Annotated in this window: 15 protein-coding genes; 10 read left to right on the forward strand and 5 right to left on the reverse strand. The window is 68.9% G+C overall.

The genetic code is table 11. The features are described 5' to 3' along the window. Positions 1-338: 338 nt before the first annotated feature. Positions 339-2,204: a glutamine--fructose-6-phosphate transaminase (isomerizing) gene (glmS, locus tag ACIA76_RS08780; RefSeq protein ID WP_397150130.1), complete on the forward strand. Its 1,866-nt coding sequence runs from the start codon at positions 339-341 to the stop codon at positions 2,202-2,204. A 35-nt stretch (positions 2,205-2,239) separates the two neighbouring features. Here glmS and ACIA76_RS08785 read toward each other — a convergent pair whose 3' ends face one another. Beyond that, on the reverse strand, positions 2,240-3,427 hold the full coding sequence (locus ACIA76_RS08785; RefSeq protein ID WP_397150132.1) for an MFS transporter: 1,188 nt from the start codon (positions 3,425-3,427) through the stop codon (positions 2,240-2,242). A gap of 132 nt (positions 3,428-3,559) precedes the next feature. Here ACIA76_RS08785 and ACIA76_RS08790 point away from each other — a divergent pair, with 132 nt between their 5' ends. Then, the gene (locus ACIA76_RS08790; protein ID WP_397150135.1) at positions 3,560-4,024 is read left to right on the forward strand and encodes a MarR family winged helix-turn-helix transcriptional regulator; all 465 of its coding nucleotides are present in this window, start codon (positions 3,560-3,562) and stop codon (positions 4,022-4,024) included. Here the strand turns inward: ACIA76_RS08790 and ACIA76_RS08795 are convergent. Beyond that, the gene (locus tag ACIA76_RS08795; RefSeq protein ID WP_397150137.1) at positions 4,011-4,427 is read right to left on the reverse strand and encodes a plastocyanin/azurin family copper-binding protein; all 417 of its coding nucleotides are present in this window, start codon (positions 4,425-4,427) and stop codon (positions 4,011-4,013) included. The genes ACIA76_RS08790 and ACIA76_RS08795 overlap by 14 nt on opposite strands. 145 nt (positions 4,428-4,572) lie before the next feature. Then, complete coding sequence (locus tag ACIA76_RS08800; RefSeq protein ID WP_397150139.1) at positions 4,573-5,763, reverse strand: citrate/2-methylcitrate synthase; 1,191 nt, start codon at positions 5,761-5,763, stop codon at positions 4,573-4,575. A gap of 87 nt (positions 5,764-5,850) precedes the next feature. Here ACIA76_RS08800 and ACIA76_RS08805 point away from each other — a divergent pair, with 87 nt between their 5' ends. Beyond that, positions 5,851-7,011: a citrate/2-methylcitrate synthase gene (locus tag ACIA76_RS08805; RefSeq protein ID WP_397150141.1), complete on the forward strand. Its 1,161-nt coding sequence runs from the start codon at positions 5,851-5,853 to the stop codon at positions 7,009-7,011. A gap of 42 nt (positions 7,012-7,053) precedes the next feature. Next, positions 7,054-8,490 carry an NAD(P)H-hydrate dehydratase gene (locus ACIA76_RS08810; protein WP_397150692.1) on the forward strand — a complete coding sequence of 479 codons (1,437 nt, stop codon included), beginning with the start codon at positions 7,054-7,056 and terminating at the stop codon, positions 8,488-8,490. Between the two features lie 383 nt (positions 8,491-8,873). Here the strand turns inward: ACIA76_RS08810 and ACIA76_RS08815 are convergent, their stop codons facing one another. Then, positions 8,874-9,692 (reverse strand): SDR family oxidoreductase, encoded by an 819-nt coding sequence (locus tag ACIA76_RS08815; RefSeq protein WP_397150143.1) that lies wholly within the window; start codon positions 9,690-9,692, stop codon positions 8,874-8,876. Positions 9,693-9,818: 126 nt separating this feature from the next. On the opposite strand from ACIA76_RS08815, the gene alr reads away from it, so the two are divergent. From alr to tsaD, 6 genes are all read left to right on the forward strand, one after another. Continuing rightward, complete coding sequence (gene alr, locus ACIA76_RS08820; protein WP_397150145.1) at positions 9,819-10,964, forward strand: alanine racemase; 1,146 nt, start codon at positions 9,819-9,821, stop codon at positions 10,962-10,964. A 47-nt stretch (positions 10,965-11,011) separates the two neighbouring features. Next, the gene (locus ACIA76_RS08825) at positions 11,012-12,055 is read left to right on the forward strand and encodes an alpha/beta fold hydrolase (RefSeq protein ID WP_397150694.1); all 1,044 of its coding nucleotides are present in this window, start codon (positions 11,012-11,014) and stop codon (positions 12,053-12,055) included. Further along, positions 12,048-12,494 (forward strand): tRNA (adenosine(37)-N6)-threonylcarbamoyltransferase complex ATPase subunit type 1 TsaE, encoded by a 447-nt coding sequence (tsaE, locus tag ACIA76_RS08830; RefSeq protein ID WP_397150147.1) that lies wholly within the window; start codon positions 12,048-12,050, stop codon positions 12,492-12,494. Before ACIA76_RS08825 ends, tsaE begins: the two co-directional genes overlap by 8 nt. A gap of 415 nt (positions 12,495-12,909) precedes the next feature. Beyond that, positions 12,910-13,572, forward strand: a complete 663-nt coding sequence (gene tsaB, locus ACIA76_RS08835; RefSeq protein WP_397150150.1) for a tRNA (adenosine(37)-N6)-threonylcarbamoyltransferase complex dimerization subunit type 1 TsaB — start codon at positions 12,910-12,912, stop codon at positions 13,570-13,572. 52 nt (positions 13,573-13,624) lie between these two features. Next, the gene (gene rimI, locus ACIA76_RS08840; RefSeq protein WP_397150152.1) at positions 13,625-14,158 is read left to right on the forward strand and encodes a ribosomal protein S18-alanine N-acetyltransferase; all 534 of its coding nucleotides are present in this window, start codon (positions 13,625-13,627) and stop codon (positions 14,156-14,158) included. Further along, positions 14,155-15,189 carry a tRNA (adenosine(37)-N6)-threonylcarbamoyltransferase complex transferase subunit TsaD gene (gene tsaD, locus ACIA76_RS08845; RefSeq protein ID WP_397150155.1) on the forward strand — a complete coding sequence of 345 codons (1,035 nt, stop codon included), beginning with the start codon at positions 14,155-14,157 and terminating at the stop codon, positions 15,187-15,189. The genes rimI and tsaD overlap by 4 nt, the downstream gene beginning before the upstream one ends. A gap of 81 nt (positions 15,190-15,270) precedes the next feature. Here tsaD and ACIA76_RS08850 read toward each other — a convergent pair whose 3' ends face one another. Then, complete coding sequence (locus ACIA76_RS08850; protein WP_397150157.1) at positions 15,271-16,707, reverse strand: Hsp70 family protein; 1,437 nt, start codon at positions 16,705-16,707, stop codon at positions 15,271-15,273. Positions 16,708-17,141: the final 434 nt, after the last annotated feature.

Raw genomic sequence — 17,141 nt, forward strand, 5'->3', positions numbered from 1 at the left:
GTTCCCCAGCCCTATCGGTCCAGGTCTGGGGCCCTCGAGCCGCGATCCTTCCCTCCGCGTCGTCCCCAGTTCTATTGGTCCAGATCCGGGGCGGACTGTGTTCGATAGCGTCGCGGGGCTGCGGCCCTGGACTTCGTGCCCTTCCTCCGGGCCGTTCCTCGTTCCGTTGGCCGGATCCGGCAGAGACGCGAGCCACTGTGTTCGATAGCGTCGCGGGGCCATGGCCCCTGGGCTTCGCACCTTCCCTCCGGATCGCTCCCCGTTCCGTTGCTCCAGGTCCGAGGCGGCTCAGGTCGTCCGATTCGCGTGTCGTGCAGCTCCCAGTACGCTGGGGACCCATGTGCGGAATCGTGGGGTACGTCGGTTACCGGGACGCGCTGGGCGTCGTCGTGGACGCGCTGCGCCGCATGGAATACCGGGGATACGACTCCGCGGGCGTGGCGATCCTCGACGGTGCGGGCGGGATCGCGGTGGAACGCAAGGCCGGGCGGCTGGCCAATCTGGAGGCCGAACTCGCCGAAACCGGCGTCGCCGCATTCGCCGGGACCACCGGCATGGGCCATACCCGCTGGGCCACGCACGGCGCCCCGACCGATCGCAACGCGCATCCGCATCGCGACGTCAGCGGCAAGGTCGCGGTCGTGCACAACGGCATCATCGAGAACTTCGCCCCGCTGCGGCGCGAACTCGAGGACGCCGGGGTCGAACTGCGCAGCGATACCGATACCGAGGTCGCGGTGCATATGGTCGCGCACGCCTATGCCGCGGGACCGACCGCGGGCGATTTCGTCGCCAGCGCGCTGACCGTGCTGCGCCGCCTCGAGGGCGCGTTCACGCTGGTCTTCACCCATGCCGAACATCCCGGCACGATCATTGCCGCGCGTCGCTCGACGCCGCTGGTGGTCGGCGTCGGTCAGGGCGAGATGTTCATCGCCTCGGATGTGACGGCGTTCATCGAGCACACCCGCGAGGCGGTCGAGCTGGGGCAGGACCAGGTGGTCGTGATCACCGCCGACGGCTACACCGTCACCGATTTCGACGGCAAGTCCGGAGTTCCCATCCGGCCGTTCACCATCGACTGGGATCTGGCCGCCGCCGAGAAGGGCGGCCACGACTACTTCATGCTCAAGGAGATCGAGGAGCAGCCGGGCGGCGTCGCCGACACCCTGATCGGGCATTTCGCCAACGGTCGGATCGTGCTGGACGAACAGCGCCTCGCCGATCAGGAGCTGCGCGAATTCGACAAGGTCTTCGTGGTCGCCTGCGGCAGTTCGTATCATGCCGGGCTGCTGGCCAAATACGCGATCGAGCATTGGACGCGGCTGCCCGTCGAGGTGGAGCTGGCCAGCGAATTCCGTTATCGCGACCCGGTTCTCGACCGTTCGACGCTGGTGGTGGCGATCTCGCAGTCCGGTGAGACGGCCGACACCCTGGAGGCCGTGCGGCACGCCAAGGAGCAGAAGGCGCGCGTGCTGGCCATCTGCAATACCAATGGCGCGCAGATCCCGCGCGAATCCGATGCGGTCCTCTACACCCGTACCGGCCCGGAGATCGGCGTCGCCTCGACCAAGGCGTTTCTCGCGCAGATCACCGCGAATTACCTTGTGGGCCTTGCCCTCGCGCAGGCTCGCGGCACCAAGTATCCGGACGAGGTGGCGCGCGAGTTCGCCGAACTGGAGGCGATGCCCCGGCTGGTGGAGCGGGTACTCGAGACCGCGCCGCAGGTGCGCGAGATCGCGCGGCAGCTCGCTCATGAGTCGACGGTGCTGTTCCTCGGCCGCCACGTCGGATATCCGGTGGCCCTCGAGGGTGCCCTCAAGCTCAAGGAACTGGCGTATATGCATGCCGAGGGTTTCGCCGCGGGCGAGCTCAAGCACGGCCCGATCGCGCTGATCGAGGAGGGCCTGCCGGTGATCGTGGTGATGCCGTCGCCGAAGGGCCGGGCGGTGCTGCATTCCAAGCTGCTCAGCAACATTCGCGAGATCCAGGCGCGCGGCGCGCGCACGATCGTGATCGCCGAGGAGGGCGACGATACGGTGCGCCCGTTCGCCGACCACCTCATCGAAATCCCCGCCGCCTCGACGCTGTACCAGCCGCTGCTGTCGACCGTCCCACTGCAGATCTTCGCCGCCGAGGTCGCCCAGGCCCGCGGCTACGACATCGATAAGCCCCGCAACCTGGCCAAGTCGGTCACGGTGGAATGACCTCGTCGCGGCCCTGGCGGGGCGCGAGGGGAGCGTCAATTCCCGACGGCCACGAGGTCTTCGGTGGGAGCAGCGATTCGCTCGCGGCGCTCCAGTGCACCGGAGAGAACTGCCAATCCCAGTGCGCTGCCCGCCAGGACCACGCCGACCCAGTTGGGTGCGGTGTAGCCGAAACCCGTGGCGATGACCAGGCCTCCGAGCCAGGCGGCGATGGCATTGCCGAGGTTGAAGGCGCCGATGTTGAGGGCCGAGGCGAGGGTGGGTGCGCTGGCGGCCTGATCGAGGACGCGCTTCTGCAATGGGGGCACGGTCGCGAAACCCAGTGCGCCGATGAGTACCACGGTGATCGCGGCCGCGAACTTGTTGTGCGCGGTCACGGTGAACAGGCCCAGCACCACCGCCAATCCGCTCAGCGTGATGTACAGCATCGGCATCAGATGCCGGTCGGCATAGCGGCCGCCGACCAGATTGCCGATCAGGAAGCCCAGTCCGAACAGCACCATGATCCAGGTGACCGAACTCTCCGCATAACCGGCGACATCGGTCATCATCGGCGCGAGATAGGTGCTCGCCGCGAACACCCCGCCGAATCCGAGCACCGTCATCGCCATCGCGAGCAGCACCTGGGGATTGCGCAGCACGGCCAGTTCGTGCCGTAGCCGGGCGCCGGGCTGAGCGTGCTGCTCCGGGACGAGCGCGAACACCCCGCCGAAGGCGAGCACGCCGACCAGCGCCACCAGCGCGAAGGCCAGCCGCCAGCCGAACTGCTGGCCGAGCAGCGTACTCACCGGCACGCCGACGACCGTGGCCACGGTGAGCCCGGTGAACATCATCGCGATCGCCCCGGCCCGGCGCTCCGGGCGGACCAGGCTGCCCGCGACGACCGAACCGATCCCGAAGAACGCGCCGTGCGCCATCGACGCGACGATCCGGCCGGATAACATCAGGCCGAAATTCGGTGCGACAGCGGACAATACGTTGCCACCGATGAGTAACGACAGGCTGATCAGCAGCATGCGTTTGCGGGAGACGCGGGTGCCGAGCCCGGTCATGATCGGCGCACCGACCAGCACGCCCAGGGCATAGCCGGTGACCAGCCAGCCGGCGGTGGGGATCGAGACGCCGAAGCCCGCCGCGATCCCCGGCAGCAGGCCGATCACGATGAATTCGGTCGTCCCGATGGCGAATGCCCCGACCGTGAGGGCAAGCAGTGCGAGCGGCATGGGTAGGCCTCCACCTGGCATGCGTGCGAGTGTTACGAGCGTCGACAATAGTTGCATGCGCGCTATAAATGCAAGCGCGTGATGTTTCGCGGGCTGGGTATCCTGAAGTCCGGACCCACGCAGGAGGAAGACATGACCGCCGATGCCGAGCTCACCGGCCTCGCCGACGGCTGGTACGCGCTGTCGGTGCTCCACTATCGGATCGAATCGCGCATCGAGCGCGCCCTGCAGGGCGGTAACGGGCTCAGCGTGCGCGAATACTCGCTGCTGGTGGTGCTGAGCCGTCAGCACGACGGACCGGGCGGACATCTGCGCATGAATCAGGTGGCCGAATCGGTCGCGCTGAGCCAGAGCGCGACCACCCGGTTGGTGACCCGTCTCGAGGACCGTGGCCTGCTGCAGCGCTACCTGTGCCCCGACGATCGCCGCGGCATCTACACCGACGTCACGCCCGCGGGCCTCGCCCTGCTGGACCAGGCGCGCCCGACCCACGACGACGCGTTATCGGCCGAACTACGCCAGGCCGCCGCCGATCCCGAACTGGCACCGCTGGTATCGGCCGTCGAGGCATTGAATACCACCCTCACCGGACGGTGACCACGCCCCGCATATCCGGATGCAGCGGGCACAGATAGCGATATGTGCCGGCCACGGTGAAGGTATAGCTCCACTCGCCATGGGTGAAGATCGGGCTGTTGATTCCCATCGCGGCATCGCCGATCCCCTGCACCTCGTGCGGAAACCGATCGGCGAACTTCCACGTCACGGTGTCGCCGACACGGACGGTCGACGCGGCGGGGGAGAACTTCATATCGTCCACCTCGACGGTGACCGTCGCGGGCCCCGCGGCGGTGGCCGCCGCCGATACCGACGTGGTGGACGCGGCCGTCGAGGAGGGCACGGAAGTGGTTGTCGCCGAACCGCATCCGGCAACGATCAACGCCACGACCAGCGCACCCGCACCGACCGAACCACGCCCAACCCATCCCCGACACACCATGACGCCCACCCTAGCCCGCCGCGATAGCCGCTCGTTCGCCCGTATCAGCGCGGCGGCCGGGAGAAGGCCGGGGATCTCCTCGACGAACAGATCGGGGCATTCCGGGGCGGGGACGTGGCCGCCTCGCCCCAAGGCGGTCGTAGGTTCAGATATGCGCGGTGGCGGTGCGAGTGCCGGTGGGGCGGAAGCGCAGTGGGGATTCGGTGTATTCCTCGAGGGTGTGGGCGATCCAGCCGATGGTCCGGGCGATGGCGAAGATCGCCTCACCGGCGTCGGATCGCATGGCGAAGGCGTGCATGAGCACGGCAAGGGCCAGATCGATATTCGGGAAGACGGTCCGGGATCGGCCGAGGTGCGCGGTGACGGTGTCGAGTGCCCGCAGTGCGGGCCCGGCCTCGGGCACCGTGCGGAGCATGGTCAGGAGTACCTCGGCACGCGGGTCGCGGGTGCGGTAGATCAGATGGCCGAAGCCGGGCGGCCGGCCGCCCAGGCGTAGCCGCTCGGACAGCGTGCCGAGCGGATCGTCGATCGCGTCGCGCAGGAATCGGTACGCGAGTGTGCTTGCGGCGCCGTGATATTGGCTGTCGACGGCACCTAGTCCCGCGCCGACGGTGCCGTAGGGGTGTACCCGGGCGCTGGCCGCGACTCGCACCGCGACCGTGGAGACGGCGAAGCCGTGATCGGCCAGCAGGATCAGCGTCGCGTCGAGCAGATCCGCGCGGGCGGGACGGTCGGTCATACCGGGCCACAGGCGTTGTCCGAGCGTCTCGGCGGTCGCGGGCGCCGGGCCGAAACATGCGGCCTCGACCGCGAGAATCGTTGCGGCCGTGCGCAGGACGGCGTCGGTGGACAGATCGAATCGCAGCAGGTCACGGGCTCCGGCCACGGTCACGGCGACCCGCATCCGATCGGTCGACCGGACGTCGGCGCCGAGCGACGCGACCGCGGCGCCGGTCGCCGCCAGGACATCGGCGGGGGCGTCGAGCAGTTGTTGTGGGCCGAGTTCGCCGGTCCACAGCAGGGACGCCACCGATTCCACCGACTGGCTCGCGACCAGATCGACCACCTCGCGGCCGCGATAGCGCAGCTGGTTGTCCTCGATGGCCGAGATCGCGGTGGTGATGTCGTCGAGGGTTCCACCCCGGCCGCTGTCGCGACGACGCCGCGCGAGCCGGATGACCTCATCCTCGAGGAACAGGCTGCCATGGCGATCGGAACCCTCGACCTTGGTGAGGATTCCGCGGCTGACGTAGGCGTACACGGTCGCGGGTTTCACGCCGAGCTGCTGCGCCACCTCGGCGGTGGTGAGGTGGCGTACCTCACTGTCCTCGACCACGATCAGCACCTTTCGCGCGCACGTTGACTTGATCAATATTGACTGTACTGGACGTTGGTTGCACTGTCGGTGCAGGAGGTTCTGGCCATGACGAACAACGGCAACACACTCATCGACGTCCCCGCGGGCCTGCGGAACGTGATCGCCGCCGACACCCGGTTGGGCGATGTCCGCGGGAAGGAGGGCTTCTATCACTACCGCCAGTACTCCGCGATCGATCTGGCGACCGCGTGCACCTTCGAAGAGGTGTGGTTCCTGCAGTTCGAAGGACATCTGCCCGCCCGGGTCGAACTGGATGTCTTCACCGAATGCGTTGCGCGGCTTCGGATCCTGCCACCGGACCTGCTGCCGATGTTGTCGGCGATCGCCGCGGCCGGGCGGGAATTCCATCCGATCGCCGGGCTGCGCACCGCCGTATCGATGCTGGCAACCCTGCGAGATCTGCTGCCGCTCTGGGATTGTGACGCCGCCACCCAGCGCGAGGACGCGCTGCTGATCTGCGCGGTGACGCCGACCATCCTCGCGGCGCTGTACCGGCTGCGCGGCGGTCTGGCTCCGGTGGCGCCGCGCGCGGATCTGTCCCTCGCGGCGAACTGGCTGTACATGGTGACCGGCCTGCTGCCGGATCCGATCGCCACCCGTGCGATCGAGCGGTATCTGATCGCCACCATCGATCATGGGTTCAATCCGTCCACCTTCACCGCCCGGATCGTGGCCTCGGCCGGGGCCGATATCGCCTCGGCGATCGCGGCCGCACTCGGAACGTTCTCCGGCCCGCTGCACGGGGGCGCGCCCGATCGCGCGCTCGACAGCCTGGACGAGATCGGTACCGCGGACCGTATCGATGACTGGGTGCGGCGCAAACTCGAAAGCGGCGACCGCATCATGGGATTCGGGCATGCGGTCTATCGCACCGACGATCCGCGCTCGATCATGTTGCGCGACATCGCCACCGGGCTCGGTGGCGATCTCGTGGACTTCGCGGTCGCGGTCGAGCGACGCGTCGTCGAGATCCTCGCCGAGGTCAAACCCGGCAGGCAGCTCTACACCAACGTCGAGTTCTATGCCGGTGTCGTGATGGAACTCTGCGGCATTCCCCGCGCGATGTTCACCCCCACCTTCGCCGTCGGCCGGATCGTCGGCTGGAGCGCGCACATCCTGGAACAAGCCGAGAACACTCGAATCATCCGACCCTCGGCCCGCTACACCGGTCCCCTCGCACCACAACCGATACCCCCTCGGGACTGACCCGGGCTCCGGACGTTCGGCGGTAGTCTGCGAGCTATGGCTGTGCGCGGATACTTCACCGCCGATGAGGTGCGAGCGGCGGAGGCGGAGCTGTTCGGGCGGGTGTCCGACGGCGTTCCGATGCGGCGGGCGGCCTTCGGGCTGGCCACGGTGGTCGCCGCCGAACTGCGGGAGCGGACCGGCGGTGTGGCGGGGCGGGCGGTGACGCTGCTGGTCGGATCGGGGGATAACGGCGGGGACGCGCTGTGGGCCGGTTCGATGCTGCGGCGGCGGGGGGTCGCGGTATCGGCGGTGCTGTTGTCGCCGGAGCGCGCCCATATGCGAGGGCTGGCGGCGCTGCGGCGGGCCGGCGGCCGGGTGCGGGACGATCTGGGGGAGCCGGATCTGGTGGTCGACGGGATCGTCGGTATCTCCGGGCGTGGCCCGCTGCGTCCCCGGGCCGCGGAACTCGTTGCGGCGGTTCGGGTTCCCATCGTGGCGGCGGATCTGCCCAGTGGAGTCGATCCCGACACCGGCGCCGTGGATGGTCCGGCCGTGCGGGCCGAGGTGACCGTCACCTTCGGTGCCTACAAGCCGGTGCATGCGCTGGCCGCACCCTGGTGCGGTCGAATCGAATTGGTGCCCATCGGATTACGCCTGACCGACCCGAATCTTGCTGCCCTGGAACCCGCTTCGATCGGGGAACAGTGGCCGATACCCGGGCCGCACGACGACAAGTACACCCAGGGCGTCACCGGGATCTGGGCGGGCAGTGCGTCGTATCCCGGGGCCGCGGTGCTGTGCACGGGCGGCGCGGTGGCGGCCACCTCCGGCATGGTTCGCTACGCCGGGACCGGTGCGGACGAGGTGCTGTCCCACTTCCCGGAAGTCATTGCCGCCCAGTCGGTGTCCAAGTCCGGCCGGGTGCAGGCCTGGGTGTTCGGACCCGGCGCGGGCACCGATAACGCCGCCCGCGAACGGCTTTCGGAGATCCTGTCCACCGGCCTGCCGGTAGTTGTCGACGCCGACGGATTGACCCTGCTGGCCGCCGAACCGAGTCTGGTCGCCGACCGCCGCGCCCCCACGATCCTCACACCGCACGCCGGCGAATTCGCCCGCCTCACCGGCCACGAGCCCGGTCCGGACCGAGTCGAGGCCGTGCGCAAGCTGGCCGAGGACTGGCGAGTCACCGTGCTACTCAAGGGCCGTGCCACGCTGGTGGCCACCCCCGGACATCCGGTTCTGGTCAACGAGGCAGGCGGTTCATGGGCCGCCACCGCGGGCGCGGGCGACGTCCTCTCCGGCATCATCGGCGCACTACTGGCCGCGGGCCGAGACCCCGCCTGGTCCGCCGCCTCCGCCGCCCGAATCCATTCTCTCGCCGCCAATCTCGCGGCACACGCCACCCCCGGCCCCGGCGCCCCGATCTCCGCAACCCCCCTCCTCCAGCACATCCGCCCCGCCATCCAAACCCTCCGCGCCCTGGCCGACCTCGCGTGACCAACCCTGCCGCTCGGCCTGGCGGCCGAGCGGCAGGGACAGAGATGGGCCCGGCCGTTGAAGTGAATTCTGTTGCGGTCGAGGAGGGTTGGTCTGCTGGCCTCCTTGGCGGCCGGAGGGATTGCCTGGTGGCAGAGCGACAGGGACAGGGATGGGCCCGAGCTATTGAAGTGGGTTCTGTTGCAGCCGAGGATGATTGGCTTGATGTATGCGGGAGGCCCCTTGGCGCTGGAGGATTGGCCTGGTAGCCGAGGCGATCTCTTGGCCGCTGGGGATTGGCTTGATGGGCCGGATGGGGAGATTCCTTGGAGGCCAGGAAGGTTTGCCGGGTGCGGGGGTGCGGTTATGGGGCCGCACCCCCTATCGGCCTCGTCAGGGCGGGGTCAATCGCCCTGGGCGGATAGGGAGACCTGCTCCCATTTGCGCCAGGTTTCCAGGCGCGATTCGTAGTCGGCGGTGGCGATCGGCAGGGGGGATGCGCCGAGGAACAGGCGCAGTGGGGGTTCGTCGGCGTCGACGACTGTGAGGATGGCGGTGCGGGTGGCGGTGGGTTCGCCGCGGCGCTGGGCGTTGCGGAAACGGTCGCGTTCCGCGCGGAGGGTGTCGTAGGCGGGGTTCTCGGTGCTGTGGCTCGCCGAGGGGCCCGCCCAGTCGGTGCTGAAGCCGCCGGGCTCGATCAGGGTGACATGGATGCCGAAGCCCGCGACCTCCTGGGCGAGGCTCTGGGAGAAGCCCTCCAGCGCCCACTTCGAGGCGTGATAGGCGCCGAGATTCGGAAACGCGCTGATACCACCGATACTCGACACCTGGATGATGTGCCCGCTGCCCTGGGCCCGCAGGATCGGCAGCGCCGCCTGGGTGATCCACAGCGCCCCGAAGACATTCGTCTCCAGCTGCGCGCGGACCTCCTCCTCGCTCAATTCCTCGATCATGCCGAACTGCCCGTAGCCCGCGTTGTTCACCACGATGTCGAGCCGCCCGAAATGCTCGGCGGCCCGGCGCACCGCCTCGAAATCGGCCGTGCGATCGGTCACATCGAGAGATAGCGGAAGGAAGGTGTCGGGGTACTCGGCGACCAGATCGTCCACGGTGCTCATATCGCGCGCGGTCCCGGCCACGCGGTCACCGCGCTCGAGCGCCGCCAGCGTCCATTCCCGTCCGAACCCTCGCGACACGCCCGTGATGAACCAGACCTTGCTCATACGTCCTTCTTTCATGTCGTGTGGATCTCATCGGCAACGCTACGCACCTGGAGCGCACTCCAAGCAAGGCCTTTCCGGCCGACGCCCGTACGTGTCGATCGGGCACAAGTGGCAGGATCGGTAAGCGTGAGTAGTGCCGATCCGCAGGTGGAGACCGTCGTAGACCTGAACGCCATCGCGCACAACGTGCGAATTCTGCGCGAATACGCCGGGGACGCCGCGGTGATGGCGGTGGTCAAGGCCGATGGCTACAACCACGGCGCCGTGCGGGTCGCCCGGGCAGCGCTGGCGGCGGGGGCCGCCGAGATCGGGGTCACCAACATCGACGAGGCGCTGCAACTGCGCGCCGCCGGCATCGACGCGCCGATCCTGAGCTGGCTCAACACCCGTGACGCCGATTACGCCGCCGCGGTCGCCGCCGATATCGAGATCGGCGTCTCCTCGGCCGAGCAGCTGCGCGCGGTCGAGCACGCCGCCCGGACCGTCGGCCGGACAGCGACCGTGACGCTGAAGATCGATACCGGCATGAACCGCAACGGCATCTCCGCCGCCGAATACCCGCAGGTGCTGGAGCTGCTGCAGGAGCTGGTGGCCGAACAGGCCGTGCGGTTCCGCGCGATGTTCTCCCATCTCGCCTGCGCCGACGAGCCGGGACATCCGTCGATCGATATGCAGCGTGACCGGTTCCTCGACGCCATCGCCGCCGCCAAGCAGTACCGCCTGCAGCCTGAGCTCGTCCATCTGGCGAATTCCCCTGCGACACTGACCCGTCCGGATCTGGCCTTCGATATGGTCCGCCCCGGCATCGCCATGTACGGCCTCTCGCCCATGCCGCAGATCTCCGATTACGGCCTGCGCCCGGCCATGACCTTCCGCGCGCGGGTGGCGCTGGTGAAACCGGTCGCGGCGGGTGAGGGGGTGTCCTACGGGCATCGGTGGATCGCCCCGCGCGATACCACCGTCGCATTGGTCCTCGCCGGATACGCCGACGGCGTGCCGCGACCGCTGACCGGGCGCATCGCGGTGCGCATCGGCGAGCACAGCTATCCGAGCGTCGGGACGATCTCCATGGATCAGCTGGTGCTCGACCTCGGTGACAATCCGGCCCAGGTGCGCCCCGGCGACGCGGCCGTGCTGTTCGGCCCCGGCGAGCCGCATCCGCAGCACTGGGCCGATCTGCTCGGCACGATCAACTACGAGATCGTCTGTTCCCCGCGCGGCCGGGTCGTGCGACGCTATGCGGGGGATCCGGAACAAGGGGGCAGTGAGTGAAAAATGAACAGCCGCAAGCCTTTCGGGCCACCGTGCGGCGCGGCGGCATGGCCACCGCCGGAGTGCTGGGCGCGCTGGCGGTCGCGCACGCCCTGCGTCGGGTGGGTGCGGCCGTGCGCTGGCCGGCACGCCGGGATGATCTGCGCGAGGAGGATTTCACCCTGCTCGAGCGCGATCGCGCGCATACGGTGACCGCCGAGGACGGGGTGGCGCTGGCGGTGCGCGAGTGTTCCGGCGAAAAGCCAGTGGCCACGGTCGTTTTCGTGCATGGCTTCTGTAACAGCATGGAGTCCTGGCACTTTCAGCGCCGCGATCTGGAACGGACCTGGGGCGACCGGGTTCGGCTGCTGTTCTTCGACCTGCGCGGACACGGCCGATCGGGTGCGCCGAGCGACGAGAGCTGCACCGTGCCGCAACTGGGGCGTGATCTGACCGCGGTGATCGCCCAGTGCGCGCCGCGCGGACCGCTCGTGCTGGTCGGACATTCCATGGGCGGGATGGCGATTCTGGCCGCCGCGGCACAGGATCCGCGGCTGTTCGCCGAGCGAGTGCGCGCGGTGGCGTTGCTGTCGACCGCGGCCGCCGAGGTCGCCTCCACGGGAGTGGCGCAGCTGCTGCGCAATCCGGCGATCGACGGCTTCCGCGCGGCCGTGCTGGCCGCGCCCGCGCTGGCGCAGGCGGGCCGGGTCATCGCGCGGCAGATCATCACGCCGATCCTGCACGTCAGCTCGTTTCACGGGGATGTGAGCCCGACCCTGTCCCGGTTCACCACCGCGATGATCGATCAGACCCCGGTCGCGACGATCATGAAGTTCCTGAAAGCCCTTCAGCGGCACGACGAATCGGCCGCGTTGTCCACCCTCGAGCCGCTGCCGGCGCTGGTGCTCGGCGGTGTGCACGATCTGGTGATCCCGTACCGCAACTCCCTGGCCCTGGCCCGGCAACTGCCCGACGCCGATCTGGTCCGCGTCACCGACGCCGCCCATATGGTGCATCTGCAGTATCCGGAGCTGGTCAACGCCGCGCTGGATCGCCTGCTGGTCCGCAGCGGCGCCCTGGGCCGCGCCCGACGAAAGGCCCTGCATGGCTGAGCAGCGGATACTGCCCACGGTCGAGGACACCGAGGCCCTGGGCCGCGAGCTGGCCGCCGAACTGCGCGCCGGCGATCTGATCGTGCTCGATGGCCCCCTCGGCGCCGGTAAGACCGCCCTGACCCGCGGCATCGCAGCCGGTCTCGGCGTCCAGGGCCGAGTCAGTTCCCCCACCTTCATCATCGCCCGCCAACACCGCGCGGGCACCCACCCCGGCGCCATCCCTCTTGTCCACGTCGACGCCTACCGCCTCGGCGGCCACCTCGACGAACTCGACGCCCTGGACCTCGACACCGACCTCGACGAGGCCGTCGTAGTCGTCGAATGGGGCCTGGGCGTAGTAGAACACCTCACCGACCGCCACCTCCGAATCCACCTCCACCGCGAACCCGACTCCGACACCCGAACCGCCACCTGGGAATGGATCGCCCACACCTAACCCCACCCCGCCCCGCCGCCCCCAGTCCCAGGTCTCGGCTGCCCCTGCCTCTAGCCCTGGCTCTCGGCTGTCCCTGTCTTCGGACCCAGGTCTCGGATACGCCCGCCTCCAGCCCCTAGCTCTCGGATACCCCCGCCTCCAGCCCTAGGTCTCGGATGCCATACCCATTTCCGGCGGCTGCTTTTCGCCTCAGGCCCCGGCTCTCCTCTGGCCCTCGACTCCGGGCCCCCAGGGCCCGGAGTCGAGGGCCCCTGTGCGGCAGCCCATGTGATGCTGAACACCGGAGGAACGCGGGTGTGACGAACCCGCAGGCCCGTGGGTTTACGCGGTGATCGGGTGGTGGCACAGATGCGCCGACGGTGCCGTGACGGGGGTGCCGTCGGGCAGGTGACCAACCGGTATCGTAAAGACAATCATGCTTGTACTTGCTGTCGACACCGCGACACCTGCCGTTACAGCAGGACTGGTGGAACTGGAGCAGGCCGCCCTCCATACGCTCGCCTCCCGGGTGGCCGTGGACGCGCGCGCTCATAACGAGGTGCTCACACCGCAGATCCTCGCCTGCCTGGAGACCGCCGGCCGCTCCCGGACCGAGCTCGATGCGGTCGTCGTCGGTACCGGGCCGGGCCCGTTCACGGGGCTGCGGGTCGGCATGGCCACCGCGGCCGCGTTCGGTGACGCGTTGGGCCTGCCCGTGCACGGCGTATGCAGTCTGGACGCCATCGCCGCCGACGCCTGGCGCGAGATCCCCGACGCCGCTGCCGAACTGCTGGTGGTCACCGACGCCCGCCGCCGCGAGGTGTACTGGGCCCGCTACCGCAGCGCGGGCCGCGTCGACGGCCCCGGCGTCTGCAAGCCGAACGATCTGGATGCCGGTGAGGCCACCGTGATCGCCGGATCTGCCTCGCATGTTGACCTTTTCGACCTGCCCGTCCTGCCGGTGGAGACGCCGTCCCCGGCCGGACTGGTCGCCTGCGCGGCCGCCGATCTGCTGGCCGGCCGCGCCCCCGGAGCGCTCGAGCCGTTGTATCTGCGCCGCCCCGACGCCGTCGAACGCAGCTATCAGGCGGTGCGATGAACGTGCGGACCACAGGCACACTGTCGTCGCCGAACGGTAGTGAGGCGACGGTATGAGCGGGCAGATCCGGCCGGACATCCACATCGAACCGATGGGTCCGGCCGATATCGAGCGTTGCGTGGAACTCGAGAAACTGCTGTTCCCCGAGGATGATCCGTGGCCGGAGGTGGCCTTCCACTCCGAACTGGCCGGCGCGCACAACCGCTATCTGATCGCCCGCGACGAATCCGGCCGCATGCTCGGCTACGCCGGAATCGCCCTGCTGGGCACACAGGAACATCCCGAGGCCGAGGTGCATACGATCGGCGTCGATCCGAAATGCCACCGAGCCGGTCTGGGCACGCTGCTGCTGCGGGCGCTGCTGGTCGAGGCCGGCCGCCGCGGCGGGCCCGTATTCCTGGAAGTGCGCACCGATAACGCCGCGGCCATCGCGCTCTATCAGAAGCACGGCTTCCACATCATCGGGCTGCGCAAGAACTACTACCAGCCCAGCGGCGCCGACGCGTTCACCATGCGCCGCCCCGCGATGAGCGGATTCCCGCGCCCGGACGCGGGTGTCGGGCAGGATACCGAGGTGCTGTCATGATCGTGCTGGGCATCGAGAGTTCGTGCGACGAAACGGGAGTCGGCATCGTCCGCTGGCGCGACGACGGCACCTGTGAGCTGCTCGCCGATGAGGTCGCCTCGAGCGTGGATCAGCATGCGCGGTTCGGCGGTGTGGTGCCGGAGATCGCCTCGCGCGCACATCTCGAGGCGATCGTGCCCGCGATGCGGCGCGCGCTGTCGGTAGCGGGTGTCACCAAACCCGATGCGGTGGCGGTGACCATCGGACCGGGTCTGGCCGGAGCCCTGCTGGTCGGCGTCGCGGCCGCGAAAGCCTATGCGGCGGCCTGGGATATCCCGCTGTACGCGCTGAATCATCTGGGCGGCCACGTCGCCGTCGACACCCTCGAACACGGTCCGATGTCCGCATGTGTGGCGCTGCTGGTCTCGGGTGGGCACACCCATCTGTTGCATGTCACCGATCTGGCCGAGCCGATCGTGGAACTGGGCAGCACCGTCGACGATGCGGCGGGGGAGGCGTTCGACAAGGTGGCGCGCCTGCTCGATCTCGGTTTCCCGGGCGGCCCGGCACTGGATGCCGCCGCGGCGCACGGCGATCCGCATGCCATCGCCTTCCCGCGCGGGATGACCGGTCCGCGCGATTCGCGCTACGACTTCTCCTTCTCCGGATTGAAGACCGCCGTGGCGCGCTATGTGGAGGGCATCCAGCGCGTGGACGGTGCGCTGCCGATCCCGGATATCGCGGCCTCGTTCCAGGAGGCGGTCGCCGATGTGCTCACCATGAAGGCGATCCGCGCCGCCCAGGACGTCGGCGTCGACACCCTGGTCCTCGGCGGCGGCGCGACCGCGAACTCCCGGATTCGCTCGATGGCCGAACAGCGGTGCGCGGCGGCCGGTCTCACCCTGCGCATCCCCCAACCCCGCCTGTGCACCGATAACGGCGTGATGATCGCGACCCTGGGCGCGCACGTCATCGCGGGTGGCGCCAAACCGTCGCCCCTGACCGTGGCCACCGACCCGGGCCTGCCGGTCTCGACGAGCCAGATCCGCTGACATCGCCGGTGATCTTGCGGTGCAATCGGATCGGGTGCCCGATTCGTCGAGGGGATCCGGCGAGTACCCGAGTACCCCAACTCAGTCGGCGGGGCGGATGGGGGCCGGGTCCGCGGAGCCTGAGTTCGCGCGCGGAACGGTTGGTGTGCGGGTCGGTTCCTGGCCCTCGGTGGCGGTGCCCAGCAACGGGCCCAGGAGGCGGGGGAGGTCCGGCAGGGGGATCTGGGGGAGGTTCGGGTCCGGGCGCAGCGGCGGGCCGATAGTGGTCTGTGGGCGACCGGTATTGCTCGTGGGAGGTTGGCCGCTGGCCGAGGGCGGTGTGGTGGCATCGGCCGAGCGGCGACCGGTCTGGCTCTGACCGGAGGTGGCGGGCATGGGTCCGCTCGGTGTGGTCGTCGGCAGTGCGGGCGTGCTGAGCTGTGCGGTATCGGTGGTACCGGCCGGGCTGACATCGTGATTGGCGGCGGGCACCAATTCCTTGACGCCGTAGCCGACGACCAGGCCCACCACCACGACCGCACCGGCCAGCGTGCCGATCAGTTTGGTGAAGGTGCTCGCCGAGCTCTCGTTACCCAGTCCGATCGCCGGAAACGGCGACGGCTGCGCCGAATCCGCGATCAGCGCCGCACCCTTCGCGATCGCCGCCTCCGGCTCGGGCACGGTATGCACCCGGACCTCGAGCAGCTGATCGAGCGCGCCGATCACGGCCGGAATGTTGGCGCCACCGCCGATCACGGCGACAGCCTGCGGATACTTCGGCGCACGGGTGAATACGCCGGAGACGAATGCGGCGGCGTCGCGCAGCAGATCCGCCACCAGCTCCTCGAAATCGGCGCGGGTCAGCTTGAGCGGTTGTCCCGCAACGTGATCGATGGTCACCGCGGGCGCGATGGACAGATGTTCCTTGGCCGCGCGGCTGCGATTGATCAGCATGCCGCGATTGGGCCGGGTGCCGCGGCGGGCGAAGTGACAGTCGAGCAGATGGTGATAGATCAGCTCGTCGACCGCGCCGCCGCTGATCGCCGAGGTGCGCTCGCCGCGCAGGACCGTATCGTCGGCCAGATCGGCCACGGTGACGCTCATACCGGACGCGCCGAGGTCGACGACGGCCACGGTGTCGTAGCGGTCGAGCAGCCCCGTATGGCGCAGATAGGCAAGGGCCGCAGTACTTTCCGGGATGAGCTGCACATCGCGCCGCTGCCGCCCGATGGCCGCGCGGATGGCCACGGCCTGCTCTCGGTCGCGGTAGGCGACGGCGACCGCGCCCGGCGCGGAGACGATGGCGTCGGTGCGCGACATCGGGATTCCGCTGTGGGTGGGCACGGGATGCAGGAAATCGCGGGGCATCTGGGTGGTCATCAGCTCGATCGAGGACACCACCAGATCACCGAGATCGGAATGCGCCACGTCGGCCGTCACGACTCGGTAGTCGAAGCTCTGGGAGCCGTTCGGCGCCGTGCCGACCAATGCCGAGCACACCACCTCGTTCCCGGCGGAGACGCCGAGGGATGTTCGCATGTTCACCTCCCTTCGAGCGGATGGTCACCTGTCGCCGACCATCTCGAACGGACACAACCAACCTCCGCGTGGATGGCCCGAGCGGCGGATCCGGGGATCACTTGCGGTCTTGCTCTCGATCTCAGGCATGCGCGAGGGGCGTCGCGCAATAGGGTGAAGCGGTTGTCGAAATGCTCAGCGGACGGAGTGAGGAAGCATCGGCGGGGCACGGAGTCTGCATCGGCCGCAACATCACGGAGCCGTCGTCCATACTGTCACAATCCGTTACCCGAACGTTACAGTTTTTTCCGATCGATTGCCACGTACTTGACGCGTGTCGCCTTTGTGCCATTTGCGCTCGCTGGACAGCCGTTCGTACTGGTCAGGCGCACAGTATTTTCAGACCGAGCCCCGACGAGGCCACCCCGGAAACCCCGCCGGGCGAAGCGAAGCCA

It is taken from the genome of Nocardia sp. NPDC051570 (assembly GCF_044454005.1).
In the GTDB taxonomy this organism is placed as follows: Bacteria; Actinomycetota; Actinomycetes; order Mycobacteriales; family Mycobacteriaceae; genus Nocardia.